This window comes from Pseudomonas sp. YNh, assembly GCF_037993085.1.
GTDB lineage: Bacteria > Pseudomonadota > Gammaproteobacteria > Pseudomonadales > Pseudomonadaceae > Aquipseudomonas > Aquipseudomonas putida.
The window spans coordinates 84173-110225 of record NZ_JBBMRJ010000008.1; the positions used below are offsets into that span (position 1 = coordinate 84173).

Annotated in this window: 24 protein-coding genes; 12 read left to right on the plus strand and 12 right to left on the minus strand. The window is 63.7% G+C overall.

The features are described 5' to 3' along the window. Positions 1-11 precede the first annotated feature (11 nt). Complete coding sequence (locus WF331_RS10665) at positions 12-302, plus strand: RcnB family protein (protein ID WP_016498899.1); 291 nt, start codon at positions 12-14, stop codon at positions 300-302. A gap of 1 nt (position 303) precedes the next feature. On the opposite strand, the gene WF331_RS10670 is transcribed toward WF331_RS10665, so the two are convergent. After that, complete coding sequence (locus WF331_RS10670; protein ID WP_284363223.1) at positions 304-1464, minus strand: GGDEF domain-containing protein; 1161 nt, start codon at positions 1462-1464, stop codon at positions 304-306. Positions 1465-1688: 224 nt separating this feature from the next. Here WF331_RS10670 and WF331_RS10675 point away from each other — a divergent pair, with 224 nt between their 5' ends. From WF331_RS10675 to WF331_RS10690, 4 genes are all read left to right on the plus strand, one after another. Next, entirely contained in the window at positions 1689-1874 is a 186-nt protein-coding gene (locus WF331_RS10675) for a hypothetical protein (protein ID WP_016498897.1), read from the plus strand. A gap of 73 nt (positions 1875-1947) precedes the next feature. Further along, on the plus strand, positions 1948-2340 hold the full coding sequence (locus tag WF331_RS10680; protein ID WP_016498896.1) for a glycine zipper domain-containing protein: 393 nt from the start codon (positions 1948-1950) through the stop codon (positions 2338-2340). Positions 2341-2564: 224 nt separating this feature from the next. Further along, positions 2565-4394, plus strand: a complete 1830-nt coding sequence (locus WF331_RS10685; protein WP_340622884.1) for an SLC13 family permease — start codon at positions 2565-2567, stop codon at positions 4392-4394. Positions 4395-4532: 138 nt separating this feature from the next. Then, positions 4533-5957: a GGDEF domain-containing protein gene (locus WF331_RS10690; RefSeq protein WP_063422708.1), complete on the plus strand. Its 1425-nt coding sequence runs from the start codon at positions 4533-4535 to the stop codon at positions 5955-5957. Position 5958: 1 nt separating this feature from the next. Here the strand turns inward: WF331_RS10690 and WF331_RS10695 are convergent, their stop codons facing one another. Then, on the minus strand, positions 5959-6720 hold the full coding sequence (locus tag WF331_RS10695; protein ID WP_016498893.1) for a sulfite exporter TauE/SafE family protein: 762 nt from the start codon (positions 6718-6720) through the stop codon (positions 5959-5961). A 98-nt stretch (positions 6721-6818) separates the two neighbouring features. Between WF331_RS10695 and WF331_RS10700 the strand changes: the two genes are divergently transcribed. Further along, positions 6819-7742, plus strand: a complete 924-nt coding sequence (locus WF331_RS10700; RefSeq protein WP_016498892.1) for a LysR family transcriptional regulator — start codon at positions 6819-6821, stop codon at positions 7740-7742. A 113-nt stretch (positions 7743-7855) separates the two neighbouring features. Here WF331_RS10700 and WF331_RS10705 read toward each other — a convergent pair whose 3' ends face one another. Beyond that, on the minus strand, positions 7856-8050 hold the full coding sequence (locus tag WF331_RS10705; RefSeq protein ID WP_016498891.1) for a hypothetical protein: 195 nt from the start codon (positions 8048-8050) through the stop codon (positions 7856-7858). A gap of 672 nt (positions 8051-8722) precedes the next feature. On the opposite strand from WF331_RS10705, the gene WF331_RS10710 reads away from it, so the two are divergent. Beyond that, on the plus strand, positions 8723-8908 hold the full coding sequence (locus WF331_RS10710; RefSeq protein ID WP_016498890.1) for a hypothetical protein: 186 nt from the start codon (positions 8723-8725) through the stop codon (positions 8906-8908). A gap of 164 nt (positions 8909-9072) precedes the next feature. Here WF331_RS10710 and WF331_RS10715 read toward each other — a convergent pair whose 3' ends face one another. The 6 genes from WF331_RS10715 to nicC form a co-directional block, all read right to left on the minus strand. Continuing rightward, positions 9073-10365, minus strand: coding sequence for an OprD family porin (locus WF331_RS10715; RefSeq protein WP_340622885.1), 1293 nt, complete (start codon positions 10363-10365; stop codon positions 9073-9075). Between the two features lie 140 nt (positions 10366-10505). Beyond that, positions 10506-11819, minus strand: coding sequence for an MFS transporter (locus tag WF331_RS10720; protein ID WP_016498888.1), 1314 nt, complete (start codon positions 11817-11819; stop codon positions 10506-10508). A 207-nt stretch (positions 11820-12026) separates the two neighbouring features. Further along, positions 12027-12668: an N-carbamoylsarcosine amidohydrolase gene (locus WF331_RS10725; RefSeq protein ID WP_041167667.1), complete on the minus strand. Its 642-nt coding sequence runs from the start codon at positions 12666-12668 to the stop codon at positions 12027-12029. A gap of 15 nt (positions 12669-12683) precedes the next feature. Then, a complete protein-coding gene (locus WF331_RS10730; protein WP_016498886.1) occupies positions 12684-13436 on the minus strand; it encodes a maleate cis-trans isomerase family protein in 753 nt (250 codons plus the stop codon). Between the two features lie 13 nt (positions 13437-13449). Next, entirely contained in the window at positions 13450-14256 is an 807-nt protein-coding gene (gene nicD / locus WF331_RS10735) for an N-formylmaleamate deformylase (RefSeq protein WP_340622886.1), read from the minus strand. Then, complete coding sequence (gene nicC, locus WF331_RS10740) at positions 14253-15401, minus strand: 6-hydroxynicotinate 3-monooxygenase (protein ID WP_241801327.1); 1149 nt, start codon at positions 15399-15401, stop codon at positions 14253-14255. Before nicC ends, nicD begins: the two co-directional genes overlap by 4 nt. A gap of 321 nt (positions 15402-15722) precedes the next feature. On the opposite strand from nicC, the gene WF331_RS10745 reads away from it, so the two are divergent. From WF331_RS10745 to WF331_RS10760, 4 genes are all read left to right on the plus strand, one after another. After that, on the plus strand, positions 15723-16775 hold the full coding sequence (locus WF331_RS10745; protein WP_174370117.1) for a 2,5-dihydroxypyridine 5,6-dioxygenase: 1053 nt from the start codon (positions 15723-15725) through the stop codon (positions 16773-16775). A gap of 70 nt (positions 16776-16845) precedes the next feature. Beyond that, the gene (locus WF331_RS10750) at positions 16846-17322 is read left to right on the plus strand and encodes a MarR family winged helix-turn-helix transcriptional regulator (protein ID WP_016498882.1); all 477 of its coding nucleotides are present in this window, start codon (positions 16846-16848) and stop codon (positions 17320-17322) included. Between the two features lie 133 nt (positions 17323-17455). Further along, positions 17456-17929, plus strand: coding sequence for a (2Fe-2S)-binding protein (locus WF331_RS10755; RefSeq protein WP_016498881.1), 474 nt, complete (start codon positions 17456-17458; stop codon positions 17927-17929). Then, positions 17926-21483 carry a molybdopterin cofactor-binding domain-containing protein gene (locus WF331_RS10760; RefSeq protein WP_340622887.1) on the plus strand — a complete coding sequence of 1186 codons (3558 nt, stop codon included), beginning with the start codon at positions 17926-17928 and terminating at the stop codon, positions 21481-21483. The genes WF331_RS10755 and WF331_RS10760 overlap by 4 nt, the downstream gene beginning before the upstream one ends. 3 nt (positions 21484-21486) lie before the next feature. Here WF331_RS10760 and WF331_RS10765 read toward each other — a convergent pair whose 3' ends face one another. Together WF331_RS10765 and WF331_RS10770 are read right to left on the minus strand one after the other, a co-directional pair. Further along, the gene (locus tag WF331_RS10765; RefSeq protein ID WP_041167666.1) at positions 21487-22125 is read right to left on the minus strand and encodes a TetR family transcriptional regulator; all 639 of its coding nucleotides are present in this window, start codon (positions 22123-22125) and stop codon (positions 21487-21489) included. Positions 22126-22236: 111 nt separating this feature from the next. Then, complete coding sequence (locus tag WF331_RS10770) at positions 22237-23403, minus strand: MFS transporter (RefSeq protein WP_340622888.1); 1167 nt, start codon at positions 23401-23403, stop codon at positions 22237-22239. Positions 23404-23686: 283 nt separating this feature from the next. On the opposite strand from WF331_RS10770, the gene WF331_RS10775 reads away from it, so the two are divergent. Continuing rightward, positions 23687-24904 carry an amidohydrolase family protein gene (locus WF331_RS10775; protein ID WP_016498877.1) on the plus strand — a complete coding sequence of 406 codons (1218 nt, stop codon included), beginning with the start codon at positions 23687-23689 and terminating at the stop codon, positions 24902-24904. A 188-nt stretch (positions 24905-25092) separates the two neighbouring features. Here WF331_RS10775 and WF331_RS10780 read toward each other — a convergent pair whose 3' ends face one another. Further along, positions 25093-25971, minus strand: a complete 879-nt coding sequence (locus WF331_RS10780; protein ID WP_016498876.1) for a LysR substrate-binding domain-containing protein — start codon at positions 25969-25971, stop codon at positions 25093-25095. Positions 25972-26053: the final 82 nt, after the last annotated feature.

Consider the following 26053-nt stretch of genomic DNA (forward strand, 5'->3'; position numbering starts at 1 on the left):
AGGAGCACCACATGAAGCTTCACTATCTGCTACTCGCCGCCCTGCCCTGCCTGCCTCTGGCAGTCAGCGCCGCGCCCTCCAGCGAAGAAAGCATCACCGCCCCGGAAACCCACAATCGCACGCTTGAAGTGGGCGACAAGGCCCCGGACCAGTACAAACGCGACGAGGAGGCCATCAAGGACTGGAAAGCCAAAGGCTTGCCAGCACCCGAGAAGGAAAGCCATTGGGTACGCATGGGTGACCACTACGTGCTGGTGCAGATCACCAACGGGGTAGTGCTGGCGATTCAGCCGGCATCCTGATTCATCCCGCCTGGATCAACGCCGCCATGTGCACCGTGTTGCGCCCGGCGGCCTTGGCCTGGTACAGCGCCGCATCGGCTTGGGCCAGCAGGTTGGCGGTGCTGTCTTTGGGGCCCGGCACACCACACCACAAGCCGACGCTGAAGCGCAGTTCGATCTGGTCACCGGCAAAGCGCGCCGGGCTGCGCGCAATGGCCTCGCGCAGCCCTTGCAGCGCAGCCATCGCGCCACTGCGGTCACTGCCCGGCAGCAAAAGCAGGAATTCTTCGCCACCATAACGGCCCAGGCTGTCACCCTGGCGCAGCCGCTGCTGCAACTGGCGCACGCAATGGCACAACACCTCGTCGCCGGCCAGATGCCCATACAGGTCGTTGATGCGCTTGAAATGGTCGATGTCGATCATTGCCACAGCCAGGCTGGCGTGTTGCTGGCGAGCATGGTCCAGTTCCACGGCAAACCGTTCCAGTATCGCCCTGCGGTTGAATGTGCCGGTCAGCACATCGTGCAAGGCCAGGTGCTGCAAACGGGACTCGCTGCGCTCCTTGGCCATCAGCACCAGCCCGATCGAATACATCATCACCGTCGCCGTGCCGATTGCCACGGAAATGCTCTGCTTGAGGTTGCTGGTGTCGTAACGCATTTCCACCGCCGTGCCATTGGCCACCGCGACCACACGCATGCCCAGGCCGACCAGGCTGATCAACGCACCGATCTGCAGCAGCAGGTGGGCCCTGCCCGGCCGCTCGGCATGGCGCCACGCCCAGTAAAGAATCATCGAGCACTGCAGCATCAATACCAGCGTCGCCAGCAGCATGCGCGGCTCCAGCGTATCGAGCAGCAGCATCAGCCCCACCAGCATGCAGGCGGGGATGAGGAAAATGACACGCCAGGGCACCACCTGCTCACGCACCCGGAACAGGCTGGCGGTGTAGAACGCCAGGGCCAGCGACAGCAAGCTGTTGCCCAGGCCGTAGCTGACCCACAGCGGGGCCTGGGCATAGACGGTGTAGCAGACATAAGCCAGCGCATGCACCAGCAGCCCGCAACCGGTGAGCAGCAGGTTGTCACGGCGGTTGCTGCGCCCGACCAGCAACAGGCAGAAGGCCAGAATGGTTGCAACCAGTGCAACGGCGGCGAACAACGTGGGGGTATGGGCGATCATCGTGATTCACCGAGTGGCAGATTGCCGTCTTGACTGCGGCTTGCCCCACAGTTTAGAGGGACATTGCCCGCGCGACCATGACCGAATGGGACAGAACAACAGCCTGCAAGCACGCCGCTCATCACCGCAGCGACAATTTTTTGCCCGCCCGGGAAACCAAATGGATCATTCCCAGTCTCAGGAAGTGTCCCGTAAACCGTTGCGGATCAAGGACCTATATCGTGATGACCCGCTTTGCAAGCCTTACGCTGATTGCTGCATTTCTGCTGACCGCAGGCTGCCACAGCCATCGCTACCATGACGACGACGATGGCTGGCGTGACCGCGACCGTGGCCATCGCCACCACCATCGGCATGACCGCGATGACGATGACAATCGTCAGTACCGCGGTGACCGCGACTATCGCTGAAGCGTCTTTGCCCCCCTGACCTGCCGCCCGTTGCGCGGCAACTTAACCTGATGATTCCTTTGAGGTTCGTATCATGCGTCTGACTCTGCCTTCCCTTGCCCTCGGCCTGCTGCTGTGCCAAGGCGCTTTCGCCGGTGACGGTACTGCCGCCATCGGCGGCGGCCTGGGTGGTGTCCTGGGTAACGTTGTCGGTCAACAACTCGGCGGCAAGACCGGCGCGGCCATCGGTGCCGGCGTGGGCGGCGCAGCCGGCAGTGCGGTAGGTGCACGCAAGGGCAACCGTACCGAAGCCGCTATCGGCGGTGGCCTGGGTTCGGCTGGCGGCTCGCTGCTGGGCGGCGCGGTGGGCGGCAAGACCGGTTCGACCGTGGGTGCCGGCCTGGGCGGCGCCGCTGGCGGTGCCCTCGGCAACCACCTGGGTGACGACAACCGCGGCAGCAAGAAGCACCGCCGTCACCGTCACTGATTAGCTGACTCAAGGGCTGCTGCGCAGCCCATACCCGGTAAACCAGCTCTTACCTCGACAGCATTGGCCGCAAGGCATATGCAATCCTGTGGGAGCCTGGCTTGCCGGCGATGGGCCGCATAGCGGCCCTTTTTGTTGCAGCACATCAACACCCCCTTCATCACAAGCTGGCACACTGACTGCTACTGTCTATCGTGCCCCGTGTGAAGGAACACCCCCTCCCCATGAACCAAGATCTGCTCTGGGTCCTCGGCCTGCTGGCCATCGTCGTTGTCCTGTTCATCATCAATCGCCCACGCATGGACGTGGTCGCGCTGATGGTGATTCTGGCCCTGCCGCTGCTCGGCATCCTCACCGTGGAGCAGGCCCTGGCCGGCTTCAGCGACCCCAACGTGGTACTGATCGCCGCGCTGTTCGTGATCGGCGAAGGCCTGGTGCGCACCGGTATTGCCTACCGTATTGGCGAATGGATGAGCGAGCGGGCCGGCAATAGCGAGACACGCCTGCTGGTGCTGCTGATGGTGGCCGTGGCCGGGCTGGGGTCGATGATGAGTTCCACCGGCGTGGTGGCCATTTTCATCCCGGTGGTGCTAAGCATTGCCGCGCGCCTGCAGCTGTCGCCCAGCCGCCTGATGATGCCTCTGGCGTTTGCCGGGCTGACCAGCGGCATGCTCAGCCTGGTGGCCACGCCGCCCAACGTGGTGGTGCACAGCGAGCTGGTGCGCAATGGCGAAGCGGGCTTCAGCTTCTTCAGCTTTACCCCGTTCGGCCTGGTGGTGCTGGTGCTGGGCATCGGCTACATGCTGCTGACCCGCCACTGGCTGAACGGCGAAGTACGCAAGGACGGCCGCGTGGAAACCCGCCGCACACTGCTGGACCTGGTGCTGGACTACAAGCTCAACGGCCGTGAACGGCGCCTGCGCATACGCCCTGATTCACCGCTGATCGGCCATACCCTCGGCGAGCTGGAGTTGCGCACCCGGCACGGCGCCAACGTGATCGGCATCGAGCGCCAGCACAAGTTCACCACACGGGTGATCGGCGCCGACTCCAACACCGTACTGCACCAGGGCGATGTGCTGCTGCTTGACCTGTTCGCCAACCGCGACGATCTGCGCAGCCTGTGCCAGACCATGCAACTGGAGCCCCTGCACTTCAAGGCAGCCTACTTCATCGATCAGTCCCAGGAGCTGGGCATGGCCGAGGTCTCGCTGCCGCCGGGCTCGCAGTTGATCGGCAAGAGCATTCTCGAACTGGCCTTTCGCACCCGCTTCGGCCTCAACGTGGTCGGCCTGCGCCGCGAACAGGCCGCTATCGAAGAGCAACTGGTGGAAGAAAAGCTGCGCCTTGGCGATACCTTGCTGGTGGTCGGCCCGTGGAAGGCCGTGCGCCAGTTGCAAAGCCAGCCCAAGGACTTTCTGGTACTGAGCCTGCCAGCCGAGATCGACCAGGTCGCGCCAGCCCGCACCCGCGCGCCACAGGCGTTACTTAGCCTGGCGGTGATGGTCGGACTGATGGTGAGCGGTGCCGTGCCCAATGTCATCGCGGCCTTGATCGGTTGCCTGCTGATGGGCGCCGGCCGCTGCATCGACATGAACAGCGCCTATCGGGCCATTCATTGGCAAAGCCTGGTGCTGATCGTCGGCATGCTGCCGTTCGCCCAGGCACTGCAAAAAACCGGTGGTATCGACCTGGCGGTGGGCGGGCTGGTCAGCGTGCTGGGTGGCGCCGGCCCCAGTGCCATTCTCGCCTGCCTTTTCGCCGTCACGGCGGTGATTGGCCTGTTCATTTCCAACACGGCCACTGCGGTATTGATGGCGCCGGTAGCTGTCAGTACCGCCGCGCAACTGGGCATGTCACCCTACCCGTTTGCCATGACCGTGGCCCTGGCCGCATCGGCGGCATTCATGACGCCGGTGTCATCGCCGGTCAACACACTGGTGCTGGGGCCGGGGCAATACCGCTTCGCCGACTTCGTCAAAATCGGCGTGCCGTTCACCGTGCTGGTGATGGTGGTCACCGTCGTGATGGTGCCGTGGTTCTTCGGGTTTTAAAGGAAAGCAACAAGGATTAGAGGCAATTTGACATTATCTCGGCCGATCGCGGCAGATTGACATCAACTGGGCTGACGAAACACACTGCGGGTTATTGCCCCAGGTGCTTCAAGGCGTTGTCCTGGATTTCGTTTCCGCTTGCCGGTCGAGTTCATGGTTTTTCCAGCCCAATCGCGCTTGTTGCCTTATGTCGTTCTGCTTTGCCTGACCTTTGCCCTCACCCTGGGCGGCATCCTGGCACGCCCGATCGAATCGCTGTCGCTGTTCTGGCCAGTGAACGCTGTGGTGGCCGGCGTACTGTTGCGCTACCCCCGCCAAGCCACCCTGACCGGCTTCAGCCTGGTGTGGCTGGCCATGGTCGGCGCCGACCTGTTGTGTGGCAGTGCCTGGGGGCCGGCCCTGTGGTTCAACCTGTGCAATCTTGCTGTGGTAGTAACCCTCTGGCAGCTGCTGTCGCGCTTGCCACGGCTGCACCGGCGCATGCGCACCCCGCACGGCGTACTCAGCGTGTTCGCCGCCTGTGCCGCCGCCGCCATGGTGGCGGCCAGCATGGCAGCGGTCATGGCTGCACCCTGGTTCGAGCAATCCTTGCGCGCCACCTGGCTGGCCTGGTTCAGCGAACAGTTCTCGACTAGCGTGCTGGTGCTGCCGGTGCTGCTCACCGCGCCCTCGGTACGGGCCCTGGTGCGCGGAGGTGCCCAGGCCATCCGCCTGGCGCCGCTGCTGGTGCTGCTGGTCTCGCTGGCGCTCAGCATTGCCTTTGGCGGCCCCGGTGCCATCGCCTTCCCGATTGCCGCCTTGCTGTGGTGTGCCTGGACCTACTCGCCATTCATGGTTTCGCTGCTGACACTCACCGCCGGCAGCACCTTGATTGTGGCGGTGGCGCAAAACCTCATGCACTTCAGCGTGCCGCAAAGCGAGCCCGGGGTGACCACGCTGATGTCGGCCCGCCTGGGCATTGCCATGCTGGTGCTCGGCCCGCTGGTGGTGGCCTGCGTCAGCCAGGCCAACCGCAGCCTGATGGCCCGCCTGGCGCACCAGGCCACCATCGACCACCTGACCGGCGTGCTCACCCGCAGTGCCTTCACCCGCCGCGCCAACGCGCTGCTGGACAGCCGCCAGCAGCATGCCCAGGCACTGCCACTGACCCTGATGATGCTGGACATCGACCACTTCAAGTCGATCAACGATGCCCATGGCCACGGGGTCGGTGACCAGGTGCTGCGCCAGTTCGCCAGCACCCTGCAAGACCAGTTGCACAACGATGAACTGCTCGCGCGTCTGGGCGGCGAGGAGTTTGTCGTCATCCTCCCGGGCCTTGCGCCAGAACGCGCCAAGTTCACCGCCGAACGCCTGCGCCGCGCGGTACAGGACCTGCACGTGGTGCAGGCCGACCAGCGCCTGCAGATTACCGTGAGTATCGGCCTGGCCGGCTGCGACGCCAATATCCCGGCCCCCAGCCTGGACGCGTTGCTGGCAAGCGCCGATCAGGCGCTGTACCGGGCCAAGGCCCATGGCCGCAACCGTGTGGAGCAGGCCGAAGCGCAGCGCCAGGTGGTGTGACTCAACCGGCCAGCAAGTCCCACGACAGCTTGGCGATCAGCACGCACAGCAGTATCAGGAACAGCCCGCGCACAAAGCCTGCGCCCTTGCGTACTGCCAGCCAGGTGCCGGTAAGGGCCCCAAGCACGTTGCACGCCGCCATGGGCAGGGCGATGGCATACAGCACGTTGCCCGAGGGCACGAAGAACACCAGCGCCGCCAGGTTGGTGGCAATGTTCACCACCTTGGCCGAGGCCGAGGCGTGCAGGAAGTCCAAGGCGAAGAAGCGGATGAAAAGGAAGATCAGGAAGCTGCCGGTGCCCGGGCCGAACAGGCCATCGTAAAAACCGATCGCGCCACCGATCAGCACCGCCAGGCACTGCTCCTTGCGGCCGATCTTCGCGGGTTTGTGCAGCGTGCCGAAGTCTTTCTTGCAGAAGGTGTAGATGGCCATCAGCACGATCATCACCAGCACTGCCGGGCGCATCACACTGGGCGGCACCAGTGATACCGTGGCCGCGCCTGCGAACGACATGACAAAGGCGCTGAGCGCTGCCGGCACGATCAGCCCCCAGTCCAGCGTCACCTTGCGAATGAACGAGCGCGCCGCGAAGGCCGTACCACACACTGACGCCAGCTTGTTGGTGCCGAGCAACGCCGCTGGTTGCGCGGTGGGCAGCACGTTGAACAAGGCCGGGATCTGGATCAGCCCGCCGCCCCCCACTGCGGCGTCGATCAGCCCGGCGGCAAAGGCGAACACAGAAAGCACAGCAACATCCATCATGACGCGGTTCCAGGCAGAGAAGACCCCAGCAAGGCTAATCAAAGTGCTGCGCTTGTGTTGAAATGCCATATTGCAAAAACTGCAACAAGGAGCAGGCAATGGCATTGGACATGTTGCGGGAAATCCAGGCGTTCGTCAGCGTGGCACACAAGCGCAGCTTCGTGGCCGCCGCTCGCGCGCTGGGGCGCTCACCCAGCGCGGTAACCCGTGCGGTGCAAACCCTTGAAGACAACGCAGGAAGCAAGCTGCTAAACCGCAACGCCAACGCCGTCACCCTCACCGAAGCCGGTGAGCGCCTGCTGCCCCATGCCGAACGCTTGCTGGATGTGCAACGTGATGCGGCCGAAGAGTTGGCCGCGCTCAGTGGTAGCGCCGAGGGCTGGATACGCTTTGCCGTGCCGCAACTGCTGGGTGAGCATGTGCTGCCACAGGTGCTCGCCGAGTTCTCCCGCTGCCACCCCAAAGTCACCCTGGACGTAAGGTACTGCGACGAAACCCTCGACCCGCTGCAAGGCAAGTTCGATTTCGTGGTACGTGGGGCCTTTCCGCAATCGAGCGAGCTGATCGGCTACCCGCTGTGGGCCTACCAGCGCCACCTGTATGCCAGCCCGGCTTACCTGGCGGTGGCCGGCACACCTCAGCACCCTGAAGAGCTCGAAGGGCATGCGTTGATCCTGCACACCGCCCCGCGCATTCTCAAGGCCTGGCATTTTTGCCGCGACGACCAGATTACCAGCCTGCGGCCCAGGCCCAGGCTACGCCTGGACTCCGGTGACGCGGTGTACCACAGCACCCTGGCCGGGGCAGGCATCGCCCGCCTGGCTGCCTGGGTTGGCGAAGCGCAGGTCAAGGCCGGGCGGCTGGTCCGGGTGTGCCCGCAATACCGCCTGACTTCCAGCAGCGGCCAGGACCCGCAAATGCATGCCGTGTACCCTGCTGGCGAACTGCCGGCGCGGGTACGCGACCTGCTAGCGGCATTGCGCCGTGCCGGCCTGGCCTGCCAAAACAGCCCCCCGAAATGACTGTTCAATTTCTGCTCAATTTAACAGAGCCCGCCGCGGGCCTGGCTTACAGCACTTTATCCACAGACCTACCCACGTTTTTTGTGGACAGATTTCCCAACGCAAAGAACGACTTATCGCACAACCAGCAACGCCGTGTTTGCCAGCTTGACCAACTCGATCCACTCCGCCGTGCTGATCACTCCGGCCTGTTCCAGCACCAGGGCATCGCGCAATGCCTGGTCATATCCCTGCTCATCAAGTGTGCCTTCGGCAAGAAAACGGCTACGCCACTCCAGCATGGCTGAAGTGCCTTTCTTGTATTCCATTGATGTATCGACTCCACGGCAAAAAGACCGGCCCGAATGAGCGGCGGCGGGAGACTACACGAGGCTTTTACACTTGAGAATGACTTGCAGCTACCGCTGGTCCAGCAGTGCAAGCAGGGGGAATACTGGCCAATTGGTCAGGCATTGGGCCCGTCAGTTGAAATAGACGGGCCGCGCAGGAAAAAAGCAGTTGAAGTCAGCTTGGCGGAATGGTGCCAAGAATACCAATCAGAATGGTCAGTAGCAGAAAACCACCCAGGAACAGCGCCAGCTTGCCCATTGGAACCTCTACAGTTGTGATGCGGGGATGGACATATTGTCGAGCCTGAGCTGATACGGTTACAGATTCAGGTTTGTGGAAAAAAAGCGGATCAGATGCGGCGCAGATACATTATTGCTACATGAGGTTTCAAGACGGGTTACAGGCTCCGGCTGTAACCACGCAGGTGGCCTGCCCTTCAAAAGGCGACTGAACGCAGCTGACACGGGAAGTCGAGCTCGATTGAGAGCACATGAATTGAAACGTAGTTTGTAGGACTTTTTACTGTGCGCTGTGGGAAGAATCGCGGCAGGGGCACAAACCTGTATGAAACATCAGTTTCTCCAGTTAATTCGAGCTGCTACGGTTCCTTTTTCCTACAACGGCACGGAAGCCTACAGCTCGAGAAAAGCATGGACCCGTTCAACACTTCGGCACTGAAGTTACAGAAAAAATTGCTGGACCTGCGCCTTGAGTGCGACCGCCTGAGAAGTGAGGGCAAGGACATGGAAGCGGACCGCCTCGCCGGGTCGATCGCGCGGATTGAGGCGGCTATCAGGCAGTTGCCGGATAACCTCAAGCCCGTGACCCTGCAGTGACCGCTACTGCTCCCGCAAGGCATGCACCAGAGCTGTAGGAGCGGCCTTGTGTCGCGACAGGGCTGCATAGCAGCCCCGGCAATTTATGCATTTTCGCTGAAACCCTGGGGCTGCTGCGACACAAGGCCGCCCATACACGAAGCGCGCAGCACAGGCCATCCGCTTTAGAACAGCTTTACCGTGTAACTCAGGATCAAGCGGTTCTCATCGATGTCGGTGCGGTAGTTGGAGCGCGCCATCACGTTGCGCACGCGCACCCCAAGCCCGGCCAGCGGCCCGCTTTGCACCACGTAGGCCAGGTCCAGGTCACGCTCGCGGTCACGCCCTTCAAAGCCCAGCCCGGTGTCCACATCGCGCCCTTTCACATAGCGCAGGGTGGACGTCAGGCCCGGAAGGCCCAAGGCGACAAAGTTGTAGTCATGCCGCACCTGCCACGAGCGTTCGCCCGGCGCCGAGAACTCATAGGTCGGCAGCGTATTCCCCATCGGGTTGGTGTTTGCACCTACCTGGATGAAGCCATCATCGCCGCCGATCTGCTGGTAGCCCACGTAAAAGGTATGCCCGCCGGTCTTGGCCGAAAACAGGCTGAACAGCGCATGGTTGTCATAGTCACCGGCAATCTTGCGCCCGTCCTCGCGGGCATCGAAGTAGCCGGCATTGACCCCCAGCGTCCAGTCCCCCAGCGGCTCGGCGTGCTTGAAGCTGTAGAAGCGCTGCTGGTAGATATCCTCCAGTTGCGCCTGCCACACACCGACGCTGGTACGGTTGCCGTTGAAGGCATAGTCGGCGCCAACGTAGTTGAAGCGGTCACTGGTAAAGCGCGCCAGCCGCGCCGGGTTGATCGGGTCGTTGACCAGCGCGTACATTTTCTGGCTGTTGGATGAGTCGCGCAGGCTGGTGGAGCGGAACTGGCCGGCATTCAGGGTCAACCCGGAAAACTCGCGCGACTCCAGCATCGCGCCCTGGTAGGTAGGCGGCAGCAGGCGCAGATCGCTGAACAACAGCACAGGCAGGTTGGGCATCAACTCGCCCACCTTCAGTTCGGTTTGCGAGACCTTGAACTTGATCGCCGCCCCCAGGCGGCTGTATTCGTCCGCCGACTTGCCGCTATCCAGGCTGGGCAGCAACCCGGACCTGGCATGCTGCGGGCTGCTGTCGAGCTTGAAACCAAGCAGGCCCGTCACATCCACGCCGACGCCGAGCGTGCCCTGGGTGTAGCCGGAGCTTGCGTTCAGGATAAAACCCTGCGCCCATTCCAGGGTACGCGACTGGGTGCTCGCGCCCTTGATATCGGCATAATCGCGGCTGAAGAAGTAATTGCGTGCCTGCAGCGTGGCGCGGGCACCTTCGATGAAACCGGCCTCCTCTGCCGAGGCCTCGGCGCACAACGCGGCGGCGATACACCCGCCGGCCAGGCACGCAGACGAAGAAAAACGCGGTGCAATGGAACCTTGCATGGAGCTACTCCTGGATTTGGACAACAGCAACCCGGCGCGGCGGCCGTGTGTGGCTACCAACGTGCAGGTTGCATCGAGAGAGGGGTCGGCAGGCGGGCGCCCGGCCCGCCTGCCCTGCCGTTGCTTGAAGCGCTGGGCCGCTAGCGGTTGACCAGCTTCGCCGGCAAGGCGATGACCAGGAAGCAGCTGAGGATCAGGCAGCCGGCAAACACCCACAATGCGGCGTGGGAGGTACCGGTGAGGTCGGTGACCAGGCCCATCAGTGAGTTGCTCACCAGGCCTGCGATGTTGGCCACCGAGCAAGCCAGGGCAAAGCCGGTGGCGGCCGCAGTGCCTTTGAGGAAGGTAGCCGGCAGGCTGAAGAACACCGGCACCGCGCCGATGATCGCTGCCGAGGCAATGGCGAACAGCGCCACGGTCATCACCAGGTTCTGGCTGAACAACGTGCTGCTGGCCATGGCGATTGCACCAATGATGAACGGCACGATGATGTGCCAGCGGCGCTCACGGTGGCGGTCGGAGCTGGCCCCGATCATCAACATGCCGGCCAGTGCGGCCAGGCTCGGAATGGCCGTCAGCAGACCGATGTGGAAGGTATCGCTGACGCCAGCATCGCGGATGAAGGTCGGCATCCAGAAGCCCATGGCATAGGCGCTGAGCAAAATCGAAAAGTCGATGCCCCCCAGCATCCACACCTTCAGGTTGAAAAAGCCGTCGCGAAAGCTGTGTTTGCTGTCCTTGCCCTCGGCATCGTCAGCCGCCAGGTCCGCTGCCAACTGCGCCTTGTCGTCAGCCGACAGCCACTTGGCCTGCTGGAAATGGTTAGGCAATGCCCAAAACGTGAGGATGCCCAGCAACACACTGGGGATCGCCTCCAGCAAAAACAGCCACTGCCAGCCGTGCAGGCCATGCACCTGGTCGAAATGCCCCATGATCCAGCCAGAAATCGGCCCGCCGATCACGCTCGACAAGGGCAGCCCGATCATGAACAAGGCAATGATGCGCCCGCGCCGATAGGTGGGGTACCACATGGTCAGGTAGTACAGCACGCCCGGCAGGAAGCCGGCCTCGGCAGCCCCCAGCAGAAAACGCAGGACATAGAACTGGGTGGTGGTGGAAACGAACATGGTGCAGGCCGACAGCAGGCCCCAGGTGATCATGATGCGTGCGATCCATAGCTTGGCGCCAACGCGCTGCAGGATCAGGTTGCTCGGCACTTCGAAAATGATGTAGCCGACAAAGAACAGCCCGGCACCCAGGCCATAGGCCGCTGTGCTGAACTGCAGGTCTTCGAGCATCTGCAGCTTGGCGAAGCCGACATTGATGCGGTCCAGATAAGCTGCGAGGTAGCAGAAGCACAGGAAGGGGATGAGCCTCCAGGTGATCTTGCTGTACAGCGCTTTAGTGCCATGGTCGATGTCACTGTGGACCGTGGTTGCATTCGCAATTGGCATTTCCTGTCTCCTGGCGGGCGACTTTGTGGTTGTTTTAAGGCCAGCAGTGTTCGACGCGCCGGGCACCCCGCGCACTATACGCGGCGTGCCTGGGCAGCGCCTGAAGACCCCGAGTGCTCCTGCGGGGCGACCACCCGGACAGCAGGCGGTCATGGACGGGCTTCCCGCACCGGTCCTTGATTGTTATTGGTAAGGGCTAACCGGCGTTCAGCCGGCCAGGTGCCTGAGTTGCTGCATCGCCTCCTGGCGGGTGACGACATCGCCATACTTGCTGTCGATGTCGAACAGGTTGGCTTCGTGCGGGTCGTTGTGGCGATCACCGACGCACTCGCGCACCACGATGGTTCGAAACCCGTGCTGCATGGCATCCACCGCACTGGCCCGGATGCAGCCACTGGTGGAGCAGCCAGCCAGTACCACGGTATCCACGCCTTGAGCATGCAGCAGCGGGGCCAGGCTGGTGGCGAAGAAGGCACTGGCGTACTGCTTGCTCAGCACCACCTCCCCTGCCTGTGGCGCAACGGCCTCGCAGAACGCCGCCAGCGGGTTGCCTTCGACCATGTCCTTCATCACCGGCGCCTTGCGCACCCACACGCCGCCGTCAGCAAAATGCGGCGGCTGGTAGCGGATGTTGGTGTGCACCACCAGGGTACCGCAGTCGCGGGCCAGCGCCAGCAGGCCGGCAGCCTGCTCGACCGCCGCGACCACGCCCGGGGCGTACAGCGGTGCGCCGGGGGTGGTGTAGCCCTGCATGAAGTCGATCATCAACAGGGCTGGTTTGCGGCCAAAGCCGATGCGCTGGCCCCATACGCCCTGGTAGTTGTCACGGGCGCTTTGTGCGTCGCTCATGTCCATCTCCCGATTTCAGTAGGCGCCCGACAGCAGGGCACCGGCACCCGGCACGACCGGCTCCAGGTCCAGCGCCTTGAGCATGGCGTACGTGGTGGCGATGGCAGCGGTCACCACCGGCTTGCCGGTTTGCGCCTCAACCTTGGCCACGGCCGGCAGCGATTGCATCTGCACGCAGGCCGAGAGCACCACCACATCGACCCCCTCAAGGTTCATGCCGGCGACGATGCCTGGCAGGTTGGCCGGGTCATGGCGGGCCACGGCGAGGTTGTCGGGGATTTCCAGCGCGCGCCAGTCCTGCACCTCAAAGCCTTCCTCGCGGATGTAGTTCACCACCAGCTCGGTCAAAGGCTTCATGTACGGCGCGACGATGGCAATGCGCTTGGCCTTCATCACATGCAAGGCCTCGACCAACGCCCCGGCGCTGGTGATTACCGGTGCCAGCGCGTCGTTGTCGGCGGTGGCCTGCTGCAAGCGCTTTTCCGATTGCCGGTGATAGCCCAGGCCCATGGCCATGATCGCCACCAGGCAGGCGTAGCCCAGCACATCCACCTTGGCGTCGGACAGCTCCATTGCGCAGCGGTCGGACTCGGCGTCCATGGCGGCCAGCTCTTCCTTCTTCACCTGCTTCATGCGCATGCGGCTGGAATGGAAGGTGAAGCGCTCGGGGCGGATCGCCTGGCGCGCGTTGAGCATCGCCGGGATTTCGGTTTCCATCGTGGTGTTCGAGCTCGGCACGATCTGGCCGATGCGGTATAGCTTGGTCATGTCTCGTGCTCCGTCAGACAAGGGGTTGGTCGAGGAAGTCGCCAAAAGCGGCGAAGAAGCCGTCCAGGTCATCCCATGGGATCATGTGGCCGGCGTTGTCGACATGCGCGACCTGGATATCCGGCTTGAGTTCACGTATTTCAGCGATGTCACGGGGCTCGATTACCCCACCTCGCCCGGCCACCATCAGCAATGCCGGCTGGCGCACCGCAGGCAGGTACTGGTGGATATCCACGTTGTGAAAATCATCAAACGCCCGCACGATCGCCGGCTCGTGGCAGGTGTGCAGCCATTCGGCTCGCAGCGCCAGCTGCTCGTCGCTCCAGGTGGCGCAGAATGCGCGCATGTCGTCGCCGCTCATGCCCACCGTGGCCTGGCGGATCGAATCCACATACCACGGCAGCTTGCTCGGGTAGGCACGGCGGCCTGGCCCGGACACCGGCGGGTCGACCAGCACCAGCCGCTGCAGCCCCGGTGCTCCCTGGGCAGCCGCGCGAATGGCAAAGCGCGCACCCATCGAGTGCCCGACCAGGTGGTAGCTGTGCAGGCCCAGCGCTGCGGCAAAGGCCGGAATGTCCGCAGCACAGGCGTCGGTGCCGTAGTCCAGTTCGGGGCCGCTTGAAGACAAGCCGCGGCCGCGCACATCCAGCACGTAGGTGTCGAAGTACAACCCAAGACGCTCGGCGACGAAGCCCCAGGTGATCCCCGGGCTGGTGATGCCGGGCACCAGGATCAGCGCATGGCCCTTGCCGCCGTAGCGCAGGTAATGCTGGCGGATGCCATTGGCGCAGACGTTGCCGCCGGCGACGAAGGTGCTCATGCCGCCTCCCCGCTTTTCAGCGCCTGGCCGTACAGGTCATAGCCGTAGACCCAGGCCGGGTCCTCCTGGCTGTAGAGGAAGGTGTTGGCGTTGGATACCGCCTGCACCCGGGATGCCCGCTCCTTGCGATTGGCCTCGTACAGGGCGAACGCGGTGCGGTGGTCGGACAGCCCGGTTTCTTGCAGGCAGCGGGTCAGCATGGCTGCATCCTCGATGGCCATGCACGCGCCCTGGGCCATGTGTGGCTTCATCGGGTGGCAGGCATCACCCAGCAGCACCAGGCGGCCACGGCTCCACAGCGGCAGCGGGTTGCGGTTGCGCAACGGCCATTTGGTGATCGACTCGGTGGCGTCGATCAGCTTCTGCACGGTGGGGTGGTAGCCCTCGAAGGCAGCGCGCATTTCCTCCTGGCTGCTGTCGACGTACGCCCCCTGGAAGTCCCAGGCCGCGTGAGGTACGCCGGTGACGAAGTAGTACTCGTCGCGCTTGCCGGTGGTGTAGTAGACCATCATGTGGCGGTCTTCGGACCACCACTTGACGCAGGGCTCGAACACATCGGCATGCTGCGCCAGGTTTACCCCGCGGATCAGCGCACGGTGGGCGACCCAACCGCTGTAGATCGGCGCTTCAGCGCCCAGCAGTTCTTCACGAATCCTGGAATGGATGCCGTCGGCACCGATGACGATGTCGGCCACGGTGTGGGTGCCGTCGGCGAAGTCCAGGCGCACCTGTTCGCCTTCGTCGACGATCTTTTGCAGGCGTTTGCCAAAGTGCACGGTACCCGGCTTGATCGCCTCGATCTGCAGGGCGTGCAGGTCGCCACGGTGGATGGTGATATAGGCCGCGCCATACTCGCGGCGGGCAAACTCGCCCAGCGGGATACGCGCCAGGTAGTCACCGCTACCGCCATCGCGGCTGAACCAGAAGTCCGGGTGCGAGCCCATCAGTTCCAGCTTCTGCTCCAGCCCCATGCGGCGGAAGATCTTCATCACGTTCGGGCCAATATGGATGCCCGCCCCCAGGCGGGTGAACTCCGGCGCCTGCTCGAACACCTCGACATCGAACCCGGCCTGCTGCAGCAACGTGGCGGCGGCCGCCCCACCCAGACCCGCACCGACGATTGCGATTTTCTGCCTACCACGCATGGGTATCTCTCCTCTTGTTCTGATATGTGGCCAGCGGTTCGACCGCCTGACGATTTAGAGCGTATACGCTGCAAATGAACTTTGAATAGAGGCACGACAAAATATTTTTCAAACGCCTGATCGAAAGCCAATACCGGCTATCTGTTACCGCAAACATTGGCTGATGTGTGAATAGGTAACGTTTGACAGATAACTTGCGCTTGCCGTCAGGATGCGCTTTCATCTGCCAAAGTAGGGTGTACACGCTATTATTTTGCACCGAGATGAAGCGCCAGGCACTGCCATGGTGCACCCCTGTCAACGCCACCCAGGAGAACCCCGATGCCGGTGAGCAATGCACAACTGACCCAGATGTTCGAGCACGTACTGAAGCTGTCCCGCGTGGACGAGACGCAGAGCGTGGCCGTACTCAAGAGCCACTACTCCGACCCGCGCACGGTCAACGCCGCGATGGAGGCCGCGCAGCGCCTGAAGGCGAAGGTGTATGCGGTAGAGCTGCCAGCGTTCAACCACCCGACCGCCATGGGTAACGACATGACTGCCTACTGCGGCGACACCGCACTGACCGGCAACCTGGCGGCGCAGCGGGCGCTGGAAGCGGCCGACCTGGTCGTCGACACCATGATGCTGCTGCACTCGCCCGAGCAGGAGCAGATCCTCAAGACCGGCACGCGCATCCTGCTGGCGGTTGAGCCACCTGAAGTGCTGGCGCGCATGCTGCCGAGCGAAGACGACAAACGCCGGGTGCTGGCCGCCGAAACCTTGCTGAAACAGGCGCGCAGCATGCATGTGCGGTCCAAGGCCGGCAGCGACTTCCACGCCCCGCTCGGCCAGTACCCGGCCGTGACCGAGTACGGCTATGCCGACGAACCAGGGCGCTGGGACCACTGGCCCAGCGGTTTCCTGTTCACCTGGCCGAACGAGGACAGTGCCGAGGGCACGCTGGTGCTGGATGTGGGCGACATCATCCTGCCGTTCAAGAACTACTGCCGCGAGCGCATCACCCTGGAGATTGAAAAAGGCTTTATCACCGGCATCCACGGCGGCTTCGAGGCCGAGTACCTGCGCGACTACATGAGGTACTTCAACGACCCCGAGGTGTACGGCATCTCACACATCGGCTGGGGCCTGCAACCGCGCGCGCAGTGGACTGCCATGGGCTTGCACGACCGCAACGACGGCATGTGCATGGACGCCCGCGCGTTCTACGGCAACTTCCTGTTCTCCACCGGCCCGAACACCGAGGTCGGCGGCAAGCGCAAGACCCCCTGCCACCTGGACATCCCGCTGCGCAACTGCGATATCTACCTGGATGACAAGGCCGTGGTGCTGGCCGGCGACGTGGTCGCACCAGAAGAATCACGGGCGCGATAGTGGTTATACTGGCCGGGCGCTCCGCTATTGGCGGCCGGCCAGCACCTTTCCACCCAGCCCAAGCCATCCCATGCCAAAGAAAACCACCCCCAGCAGCGCCCCGCTAGACACCACACCCTATGACGTCACCGAACAAGTCGGCCACCTGCTGCGCAAGGCTTACCAGCGGCACACGGCGATCTTCCAGCAGCAGGCCTGCGACCCGCAGCTTACCTCGATCCAGTTCGTTACCCTGTGTGCCCTGCGCGACCACGGCCCCAGCTCCCAGGCCGAACTGATCAAGGCCACCGCGGTAGACCAGGCAACCATCCGCGGCATCGTCGAGCGCCTGAAGGCGCGCGAGCTGGTGCAGCTGTCACCAGACCCGGGCGACCGGCGCAAGGTCATTGTCGAACTCACCGACAGCGGCGCGGCATTGCTCGACGCAATGATCCCCTGCGCCCGGCAGATCAGCGAATTGAGCATGGGCAGCCTGAATGCCGGCGAACGCGTGGCCATTTTGTACCTGCTGCGCAAGATGATCGACAGCGACGAAAACCCCGGCTGACAAGCTGACGCGCCCGGCAAACCATCTCTGGCCTGCTTCTTGCTCACTCATTTCATGTAGTGAGTACTTACCGAAACTCTCGCGTCATGTGAGTCCTTTGGTAGCGCAAGCAACCTCCAGAGATGAGCCAACAATGCAAACAACCATCTCCCTGCGGGTCAACGGCCAGCCTGTCGAAGTCAGCGCCATGCCCGACACCCCGCTGCTGCTGATCCTGCGCAACGACCTGTGCCTGAACGGGCCCAAATACGGCTGCGGCCTGGGCGAATGCGGGGCGTGCACGGTGATCATCGACGGCGTGGCCGCACGCTCGTGCGTCATCCCCCTGGCCGGCGCTGCGGGCCGCGACATCACCACCCTCGAAGGGCTGGGCAGCAAGGCCGCGCCACACCCGGTGCAACAGGCGTTCATCGACGAACAGGCAGCACAGTGCGGCTACTGCATGAACGGCATGATCATGACCACCAAGGCCCTGCTCGACCGCATCCCCGACCCCAGCGACGAACAGATTCGCCAGGAACTGTCCGGCAACCTGTGCCGCTGCGGCACTCACGTCGAAATCCTGCGCGCCGTGCGCCGCGCCGCCGAGACCCGGAGAAAAGCATGAACCACTCACAACAGGTGCCCAGCCGCGACCAGCTGCTGGCCAAGACTGGCGTGTTGCTGATCGTCGACCAGATCACCCCACCCTCGGGCCCCGTGGCCAAGGGTGTGACGCCTGTGGTCAAGGCGCGCGAGCTGGCGCTGTTCATCGCTGTCAGCGACGACGGCATGGTCTACGCCTTCAACGGCCACGTCGACCTGGGCACCGGCATCCGCACCTCGCTGGCGCAAATCGTCGCCGAAGAGCTGGACCTGCACATGGACCAGGTGCACATGGTGCTGGGCGACACCGAGCGGGCACCCAACCAGGGCGCGACCATCGCCAGCGCCACCCTGCAGATTTCCGCCGTGCCCCTGCGCAAGGCAGCCGCCACCGCGCGGCGTCACCTGCTGCAACAGGCCGCGCAACGCCTTGGCTGCACGCCCGAAGTGCTACGCATCGAAGAAGGCGCGGTCATCGCCAGCGATGGCAGCACGCTGCGTTTTGCCGAACTGGTACAGGGCGAAAACCACCAGCTGCACATTGCCGACGATGCCCCGCTCAAGGCCATCGACGACTACCGCCTGGTCGGCCGCAGCGCTGCACGGGTAGACATTCCCGGCAAGGCCACCGGCGAGCTGACCTACGTGCATGACATGCGCCTGCCCGACATGCTTCACGGCCGGGTGATCCGCCCGCCCTACGCCGGTCATGACAGCGGCGACTTCGTCGGCAACAGCCTGCTGGCGGTAGATGAATCGTCCATCGCCCATTTGCCCGGCGTGGTGGCCGTGGTCGTCATCCGCGACTTTGTCGGCGTGGTGGCCGAGCGCGAAGAACAAGCGATCCGCGCGGCCCAGGCGCTGAAAATCAGCTGGAAGCCATTCACAGGCAAGCTGCCCGACCTCAGCGATGTCGCCCAGGCCATCCGCGACAACCCGCGGGTACAGCGCACCGTGCTGGACCAGGGCGATGTCGACGGCGGCATCGCCAATGCCACTCAGCGCCTGAGCCGCAGCTACCTGTGGCCGTACCAGCTGCACGCATCGATCGGCCCCTCGTGCGCGCTGGCCGACTTCACCGATGGGCCGATCCGCGTGTGGTCCGGCACGCAGAACCCGCACCTGCTGCGCGCCGACCTCGCCTGGCTGCTGGAGTGTGCAGAGGAGCGCATCGAGATCATCCGCATGGAGGCCGCCGGTTGCTACGGACGCAACTGTGCCGATGACGTGTGCGCCGACGCGGTGCTGCTGTCGCGCGCGGTACAGCGCCCGGTGCGGGTGCAGCTGACCCGCGAGCAGGAGCATGTGTGGGAGCCCAAGGGTACCGCGCAGCTGATGGAAATCGACGGCGGCCTGAACGCCGACGGCAGCGTGGCCGCCTATGACTTCCAGACCAGCTACCCCTCCAATGGCGCACCTACCCTGGCCCTGCTGCTGACCGGTGCCGTGGAACCGGTGCCGGCGCTGTTCGAAATGGGCGACCGCACGTCGATCCCGCCCTATGACTACGAACACATGCGCGTCACCATCAACGACATGACGCCACTGGTACGTGCCTCGTGGATGCGTGGCGTGTCGGCCATGCCCAACAGCTTCGCCCACGAGTCGTACATCGATGAGCTGGCCTTTGCCGCTGGCGTCGACCCGGTCGAATACCGCCTCAGGCACCTGTCCGACCCGCGCGCCATCGACCTGGTCAAGGCCACCGCCGACCGCGCCGAATGGCAGCCGCATACCCGGCCCATGCAGGCGCAGGCCGAAGGCGATGTGCTGCGCGGCAGGGGCTTTGCCTATGCACGCTACATCCACAGCAAATTCCCCGGTTTTGGCGCGGCGTGGGCGGCATGGGTGGCCGATGTCGCGGTGGACCGGCGCACCGGTGAAGTGGCCGTCACCCGCGTGGTGATCGGCCACGATGCCGGGATGATGGTCAACCCCGAGGGCGTGCGCCACCAGATCCACGGTAACGTCATTCAGTCCACCAGCCGGGTGCTCAAGGAACAGGTCAGCTTCGAAGAGTCGACCGTGGCCAGCAAGGAATGGGGCGGGTACCCGATCCTGACCTTCCCCGAACTGCCGGCCATCGACGTGATGATGCTGCCGCGTCAGCACGAAGCGCCGATGGGCAGCGGCGAGTCGGCCTCGGTACCGAGCGCGGCAGCCATCGCCAATGCCATTTTCGACGCGACCGGCATTCGTTTTCGCGAGCTGCCGATCACGGCGGAGCGGGTGCGTGCCGCCCTCGATGGCCAAGGTCAGGGCCCTGAAGCGCCAGCGCAGCCGACCACCAAGCGTTCGAAGTGGTGGTTCGGCTCGCTGGCCGGGGTATTCGGCGCTGCATTGGGCGTACTCGCCACAGCCCTGCCCTGGCGCGCTGAAATCGCCCCGGTCACCCCGCCAGGCCCTGGCAGCTGGAGCGCCGCGATGCTCGAGCGTGGGCGCCAGGTGGCGGCGGCCGGTGACTGCGCCGTGTGCCATACGGTCAGCGGCGGCAAGGTCAATACAGGCGGGCTGGCGATGGAAACACCATTCGGCACGTTGTACAGCACCAACATCACCCCGGACCCGGAAACCGGCATCGGCCGCTGGTCGTTCGCTGCCTTCGAGCGGGCCATGCGCGAAGGCATCAGCCGCGACGGTCGGCACCTGTACCCGGCGTTTCCCTATACCTCGTTTCGCAACATCAACGACGCCGACATGCAGGCGCTGTATGCCTACCTGATGTCGCAAACTCCGGTACGCCAGGAAGCACCCGCCAACCAGATGCGCTTCCCGTTCAACCAGCGGCCACTGATGGCCGGCTGGAATGCGCTGTTTCTGCAACGCGGCGAATACCAGCCCGACCCGCAGCGCAGTGCGCAGTGGAACCGCGGCGCCTACCTGGTCGACGGCCTGGGCCACTGCACCGCCTGCCACTCGCCTCGCAACCTGATGGGCGCGGAAAAAGGCGGCAGCAGCTACCTGGCGGGCGGCATGGTCGATGGCTGGGAAGCCCCGGCCCTGAATGCACTGGGCAAATCATCCACGCCGTGGAGCGAAGACGAGCTGTTCAGCTACCTGAGCACCGGGTTCTCCGAAAAGCACGGTGTGGCGGCCGGCCCAATGGGCCCGGTGGTCAGCGAACTGGCCACCCTGCCAAAGAGCGACGTGCGTGCCATTGCCCACTACCTAGGTTCACTCGACGGCGAGCCACAGGCAGTGGCCGCCAAGGCCGCGCCCCAGGTGGACACGCAAGTGTCGCTGAGCAACGGCGAGCGGGTATTCAAAGGCGCATGCATGGCCTGCCACAGCGATGGGCTGGGGCCGAAGCTGTTTGGCGTCAGCCCGTCGATGGCGGTCAACAGCAACGTCCACAGCGCCCTGCCGGACAACCTGCTGCGCGTGGTGCTGCACGGCATTGCCACCCCGGCCACCCGTGACCTGGGCTACATGCCCGGCTTCAAGGACAGCCTGTCGGACCGCCAGGTCGCCGACCTGGCAGCTTACCTGCGCCAGCGCTTCGCTGCCGACAAGCCGGCCTGGCAAGGCCTGGCGGCCAAGGCCGCGCAGGTGCGCGCCAACCCCGGCAGCCACTGAGCGTCAGCGGCGCAGGCCGCGCAGGGCAAGGTCGCTGATAAACACCAGCCAGTCGGCCTTGGCCTGCTTGTCGGCCAGGTCTACGGCCAGAAACGAGCTGAGGGTGTGGCGGTTGGAATTATAGAAATAGCAGAGCGAGGCAATCATCAGGTAGGCGTGGGTGATGTCGATGTCGTCGCGGAACAGGCCCTTGGCCTGGCCTGCTTCAATGATCGGCCGCAGCACGCCGACTGCTTCGCCGGACAGCGCCTTAAGGTTCTGCGACTTGCGCGCGTGCTGGCCCTGGTGAAGGTTTTCGGTGGCGAGGATGGTGACGAATTCGGGGTGGCGCACGTAGTAGTCCCAGATGAACGCCACCAGCTCACGCAGGGCCTGTTCCGGGTCGCCTAGGTCGATGCGCAGCTTGGCTTCGGCCCGGTTGAAGCTGGCGTAGATATGCTCCAGCACGCTGATGAACAGCTTTTCCTTGCTGCCGAAGTAGTAATAGATCATCCGGTCGTTGGACTTGGCCAGCGTGGAGATCTGCTCGATACGCCCACCGGTGAAGCCTTCCTTGCTGAAGACCTTCACCGCAGCCTTGAGAATGTTGTCCCGGGTGCGGTCGGCCTGTTGGGCACGAACACCGGTTTTGCGAGTTTGCATGTCGGTCCCTGAGGGGCTGGCCAGATAACCAACACTGCCACAGACGTTGGGCCTTTGCGAGACAACGTGCTGTATCACCACGCTGCCCGCACTGCTCCAGCAGGCTTACAGCTAAACCGTCGAATCATGCACACTTCCTTGCCTGGCAGGCTTGGCCCCAGCGCCCAGGCAGGTAACTGCAAAGGCAATCACCAATGCCCCGGTACCCAACAGGAAAATCAGCTGCTGGTTGGAGCCCTCCACCAGCATGGCAATCAGTGCCGGCGTCACTGCTGCAGCCCCCATCAAGGTAATGCTGACCAAAGGCGTCAGCTTGCCGGTCGGGTCGTTGGTGGTGATCAGCGCCATGTAGTACGACAACGACAGCACCCAGCCAAAGTTGATCAGCAACAACGCTATGAACAGCTGCATTGGCGTGCGGGTATGGCCGGTGAGCATGGCGATGGAAATGAACACCGCCACCAGCCCTACGGCGATCATCAATTGGCGATTGACCCGCGCACCCAGCAGGCTAGGCAGCCCCGCCCCCGGCAAACCACCGAGGGCCGACAGGCCGAACGCCCAGCCGATATCGACGCCGCTGATGCCCTGGTCTCGCGCCAACTGGTCAATGAAGCCCCATACGCAGTAGATGGCGATCTGCATGAAGAGCATGCCCACCAACGCAGTGCGCCCCGTGCGCGCCGAACCACCCTGGGCAGGCGAGGCTTCGCCACTGGCCAGCAACGCCGCCGGGCGACGCGGCAGCGCCAGGCTGGCGCCGCAGATCAGCAAGTACCACAGGCCAAACGCGCACAAGGCGGTCACCGTGCCACTCTGCGCGGCCAGCAGCGGCAACGCTGCGGAAAACAGCGAGTACTCTGGGGTTTGCAGCAACAGCATCAACCCGAACGAACGGTCCTGGTTGGGCAAGCGGCCCAGCGTGGACACCGCATAGGCATACACCAGTCCCGCACAGGTGCCGGCCGCCAGGCGCACGATCAGTAGCATGGTGTTGGTGGTGGCAAAGGCGGTCGCGATGCTCAAGGCCACGCACAGTGCGCCCACGATCAGGCACAGGCTGCGCCCGCCGTGGCGCTTCATCAGCACCGGGCAAAGCAAGGTACCCAGGGTCATGCCGATCATCTCGACCGACACCACCCAGCCCTGCTGATCGAGTGACAGGCTCAGTTGCTCCGTGACCAACCCCATGAAGATGGGTTGTACGCCACAGACGATGAAGGAAGTACAGGCGATGAAAATCAGCGCGGCACGCAGCAGCTTGGAATCTTGCGTCATGGGGACCCCGACACGGCATTTGTTTTTATTGTGTGTGGCGACCTGCCCTGAAAGGCGCCGTAGCTGGCGGCTGGGCGGGTCTCATGGGCAATCGTGGGCCGAGATGGAAGGCTTTGAAAGTTAATTATCGGCATCGATATCAGTGGGCTTTTTAATGCAGGCCAGACTGCCCTGGGCTGCATCCATAAATGCACTGAACCCGATCCTGATAATTAATTGGAGACCTATCGGCATCCCCCCTACCGTGGTACGTCACCCAAGCCTCAGTAGAAAAGGCCCGATCATGAACGACCGTGAGTTCATCAACGCCATCGACGCCGATGGCATGCCTCTGCACATTGCCGTAACCAACGGGCGCATCAGCCACATCGGCCCGCAACGCGCCAGCACCCCAGCCCGTGAAACCATCGACCTCGAAGGCCTGCTGGTGCTGCCAGGCTTTGTCGATGGCCACATCCACCTGGACAAGAGCTTTGTCGGCGACCGCTGGCGACCGCACCAACCGGTCGCCAGCCTGCGCGAGCGCCTGGCCGTGGAAAAACGCGAACTGGCCAGTGCCCCACCCATCGTCGAGCGCGCCGATGCGCTGATGCGCCAAGCCGCCTCGTTCGGCACCCTGGCGATGCGCTGCCACGTGGACGTGGACGCCACCACCGGCCTGACCAATCTGCACGCCATGCTCGAAGCCCGGGACAAGTGGAAAGACCTGCTCGACATCGAGCTGGTGGCCTTCCCCCAGGCAGGCGTGGTGAGCTGCCCCGGCACGGCTGAAGTGATGGAAGCGGCCATCCGCGAAGGCGTGCAGGTGGTCGGCGGCATCGACCCCACCACACTGGATGGCGACGCCGACGCCCAGCTGGACATTGTCTTCGGCATCGCCGAACGGCATGGCGTGAAGGTCGACATTCACCTGCACGAGCCGGGCGATATCTGCATCGCCCAGCTCGAGCGCATTGCGGCACGCACCCAGGCACTGGGCATGCAAGGCCTGGTGGCGGTCAGCCACGCCTATGGCCTGGGCGACGTATCCGATGCTGTGGTCGACCGCACGGCCGAAGTACTGGCGGGCGCCGGCATTTCCATCATGACCAACGCCCCCGGCGAACATGCGTTCCCACCCGTGCTGCGCCTGCGTAACGGCGGCGTGCGGGTATTTACCGGCAACGACAACATCCAGGACGCCTGGTGGCCCTACGGCAATGGCGACATGCTGCAGCGGGCGATGCTGGTCAGCTATCGCTCGGGCTTCAATACCGATGACGAGCTGCGGGTTGCGCTGGAAATGGCGACAGAAGCCAGTGCCGGGGTGATGGGCAAACAGGACTATGGTTTGAAAGTTGGTAACGAGGCCAGCTTCGTGCTGTTCAAGGCACCCAATGCCGCTGCGGCGGTGGCGGCTGCCATTCATGAACGGGTGATCGTGCGCCACGGCGCGTTCTGGGGCGGGCCTGCGCAGTTGCAGTTGAAGGCAGTGCAGTTTGCTACCGAACTGCGCCGTTAATCGCAGGCAAAGTACAGACCCCAGCCCTGCGCGGCCCCTGTGGGAGCGGGTTCACCCGCGAACACCGGCAGCGCCGGTGCCATACACCGCGTTGTCTTCTTCGCGGGTAAACCCGCTCCCACAGGGTACGCGGCACGGTTTCGAGCTTTGTACGCTGAGCGAAGGCGCAGCCAATGGGCTGCGCAGGCTCATTCCTCCTCAGCCCGCAATATCCCGATCAGAATTTCAGCCAGCGCCATGACCATAGGGTCCGCCGTAGGCCGATGAAAAATCGCCGCCTCAAACACCTTGATGGGCTTGAACCCCTGCTCCGCCCCAAGCACTCGATGCCCACCCGTCACCACCCGCGACGGCAACAGGCTAACCCCCAACCCGTTAGCCACCGCCTCCTGAATCCCCGCCAGGCTCGAACTGGTAAAAGCGATCCGCCAACTGCGTCCCATTGCCTCGACCGCTCCGATCATGTCATCCCGGTACAATCCCCGCGGCGGAAAGGTCACCAGCGGAATGGGGTCTTGGGCGAAACACGGGTACTGCGCACTGTCGATCCACTCGATGCGCTCTGGCTGGCAGGCATTCGCCTCGCGGCTATGGCGCCGTTGCTTGATCAACACCAAGTCCAGCTCGCCTCGGTCGTAGGTACTCATCAAATCGCGGCTCAACCCACCGGTAATCTCCAGCTTCACTGTCGGATTACGCCGGTTGAACGCCGCCAGCGCCTGCATCGTCTTGCCTGCGACAAAATCGTCCGGCAGGCCGATGCGTACAGTCACTGTCACCCCGCCCGACATGGCCTCGGTCAGTTGACTGCTCACTGCCAGCAGGTGCCGCGCATACCCCAGCAGGGTTTCCCCCGCATCGGTCGGGTGTACCTCGCGGTTGCTGCGGTCGAGCAACTGCTGGCCAACCATTTCCTCCAGCCGGCGCACCTTCTGGCTGACCGTGGACTGGGTGGAGTGCAGGCGTGCGGCAGCGGTGGTGAAACTGCCGCAGTCGGCCACCATGACCACGGTGCGGAGCATGTCCAGGTCATAGATGGCACGGTTGGGTTTGATGGAGTCAGGCATCTGCGGGTTCAGCTTTTGTGGATGGGGCTGGGTACATGATGCCTGAAGCGGCAGTGCATGATGCAATGCCAGAGGGCAAGGC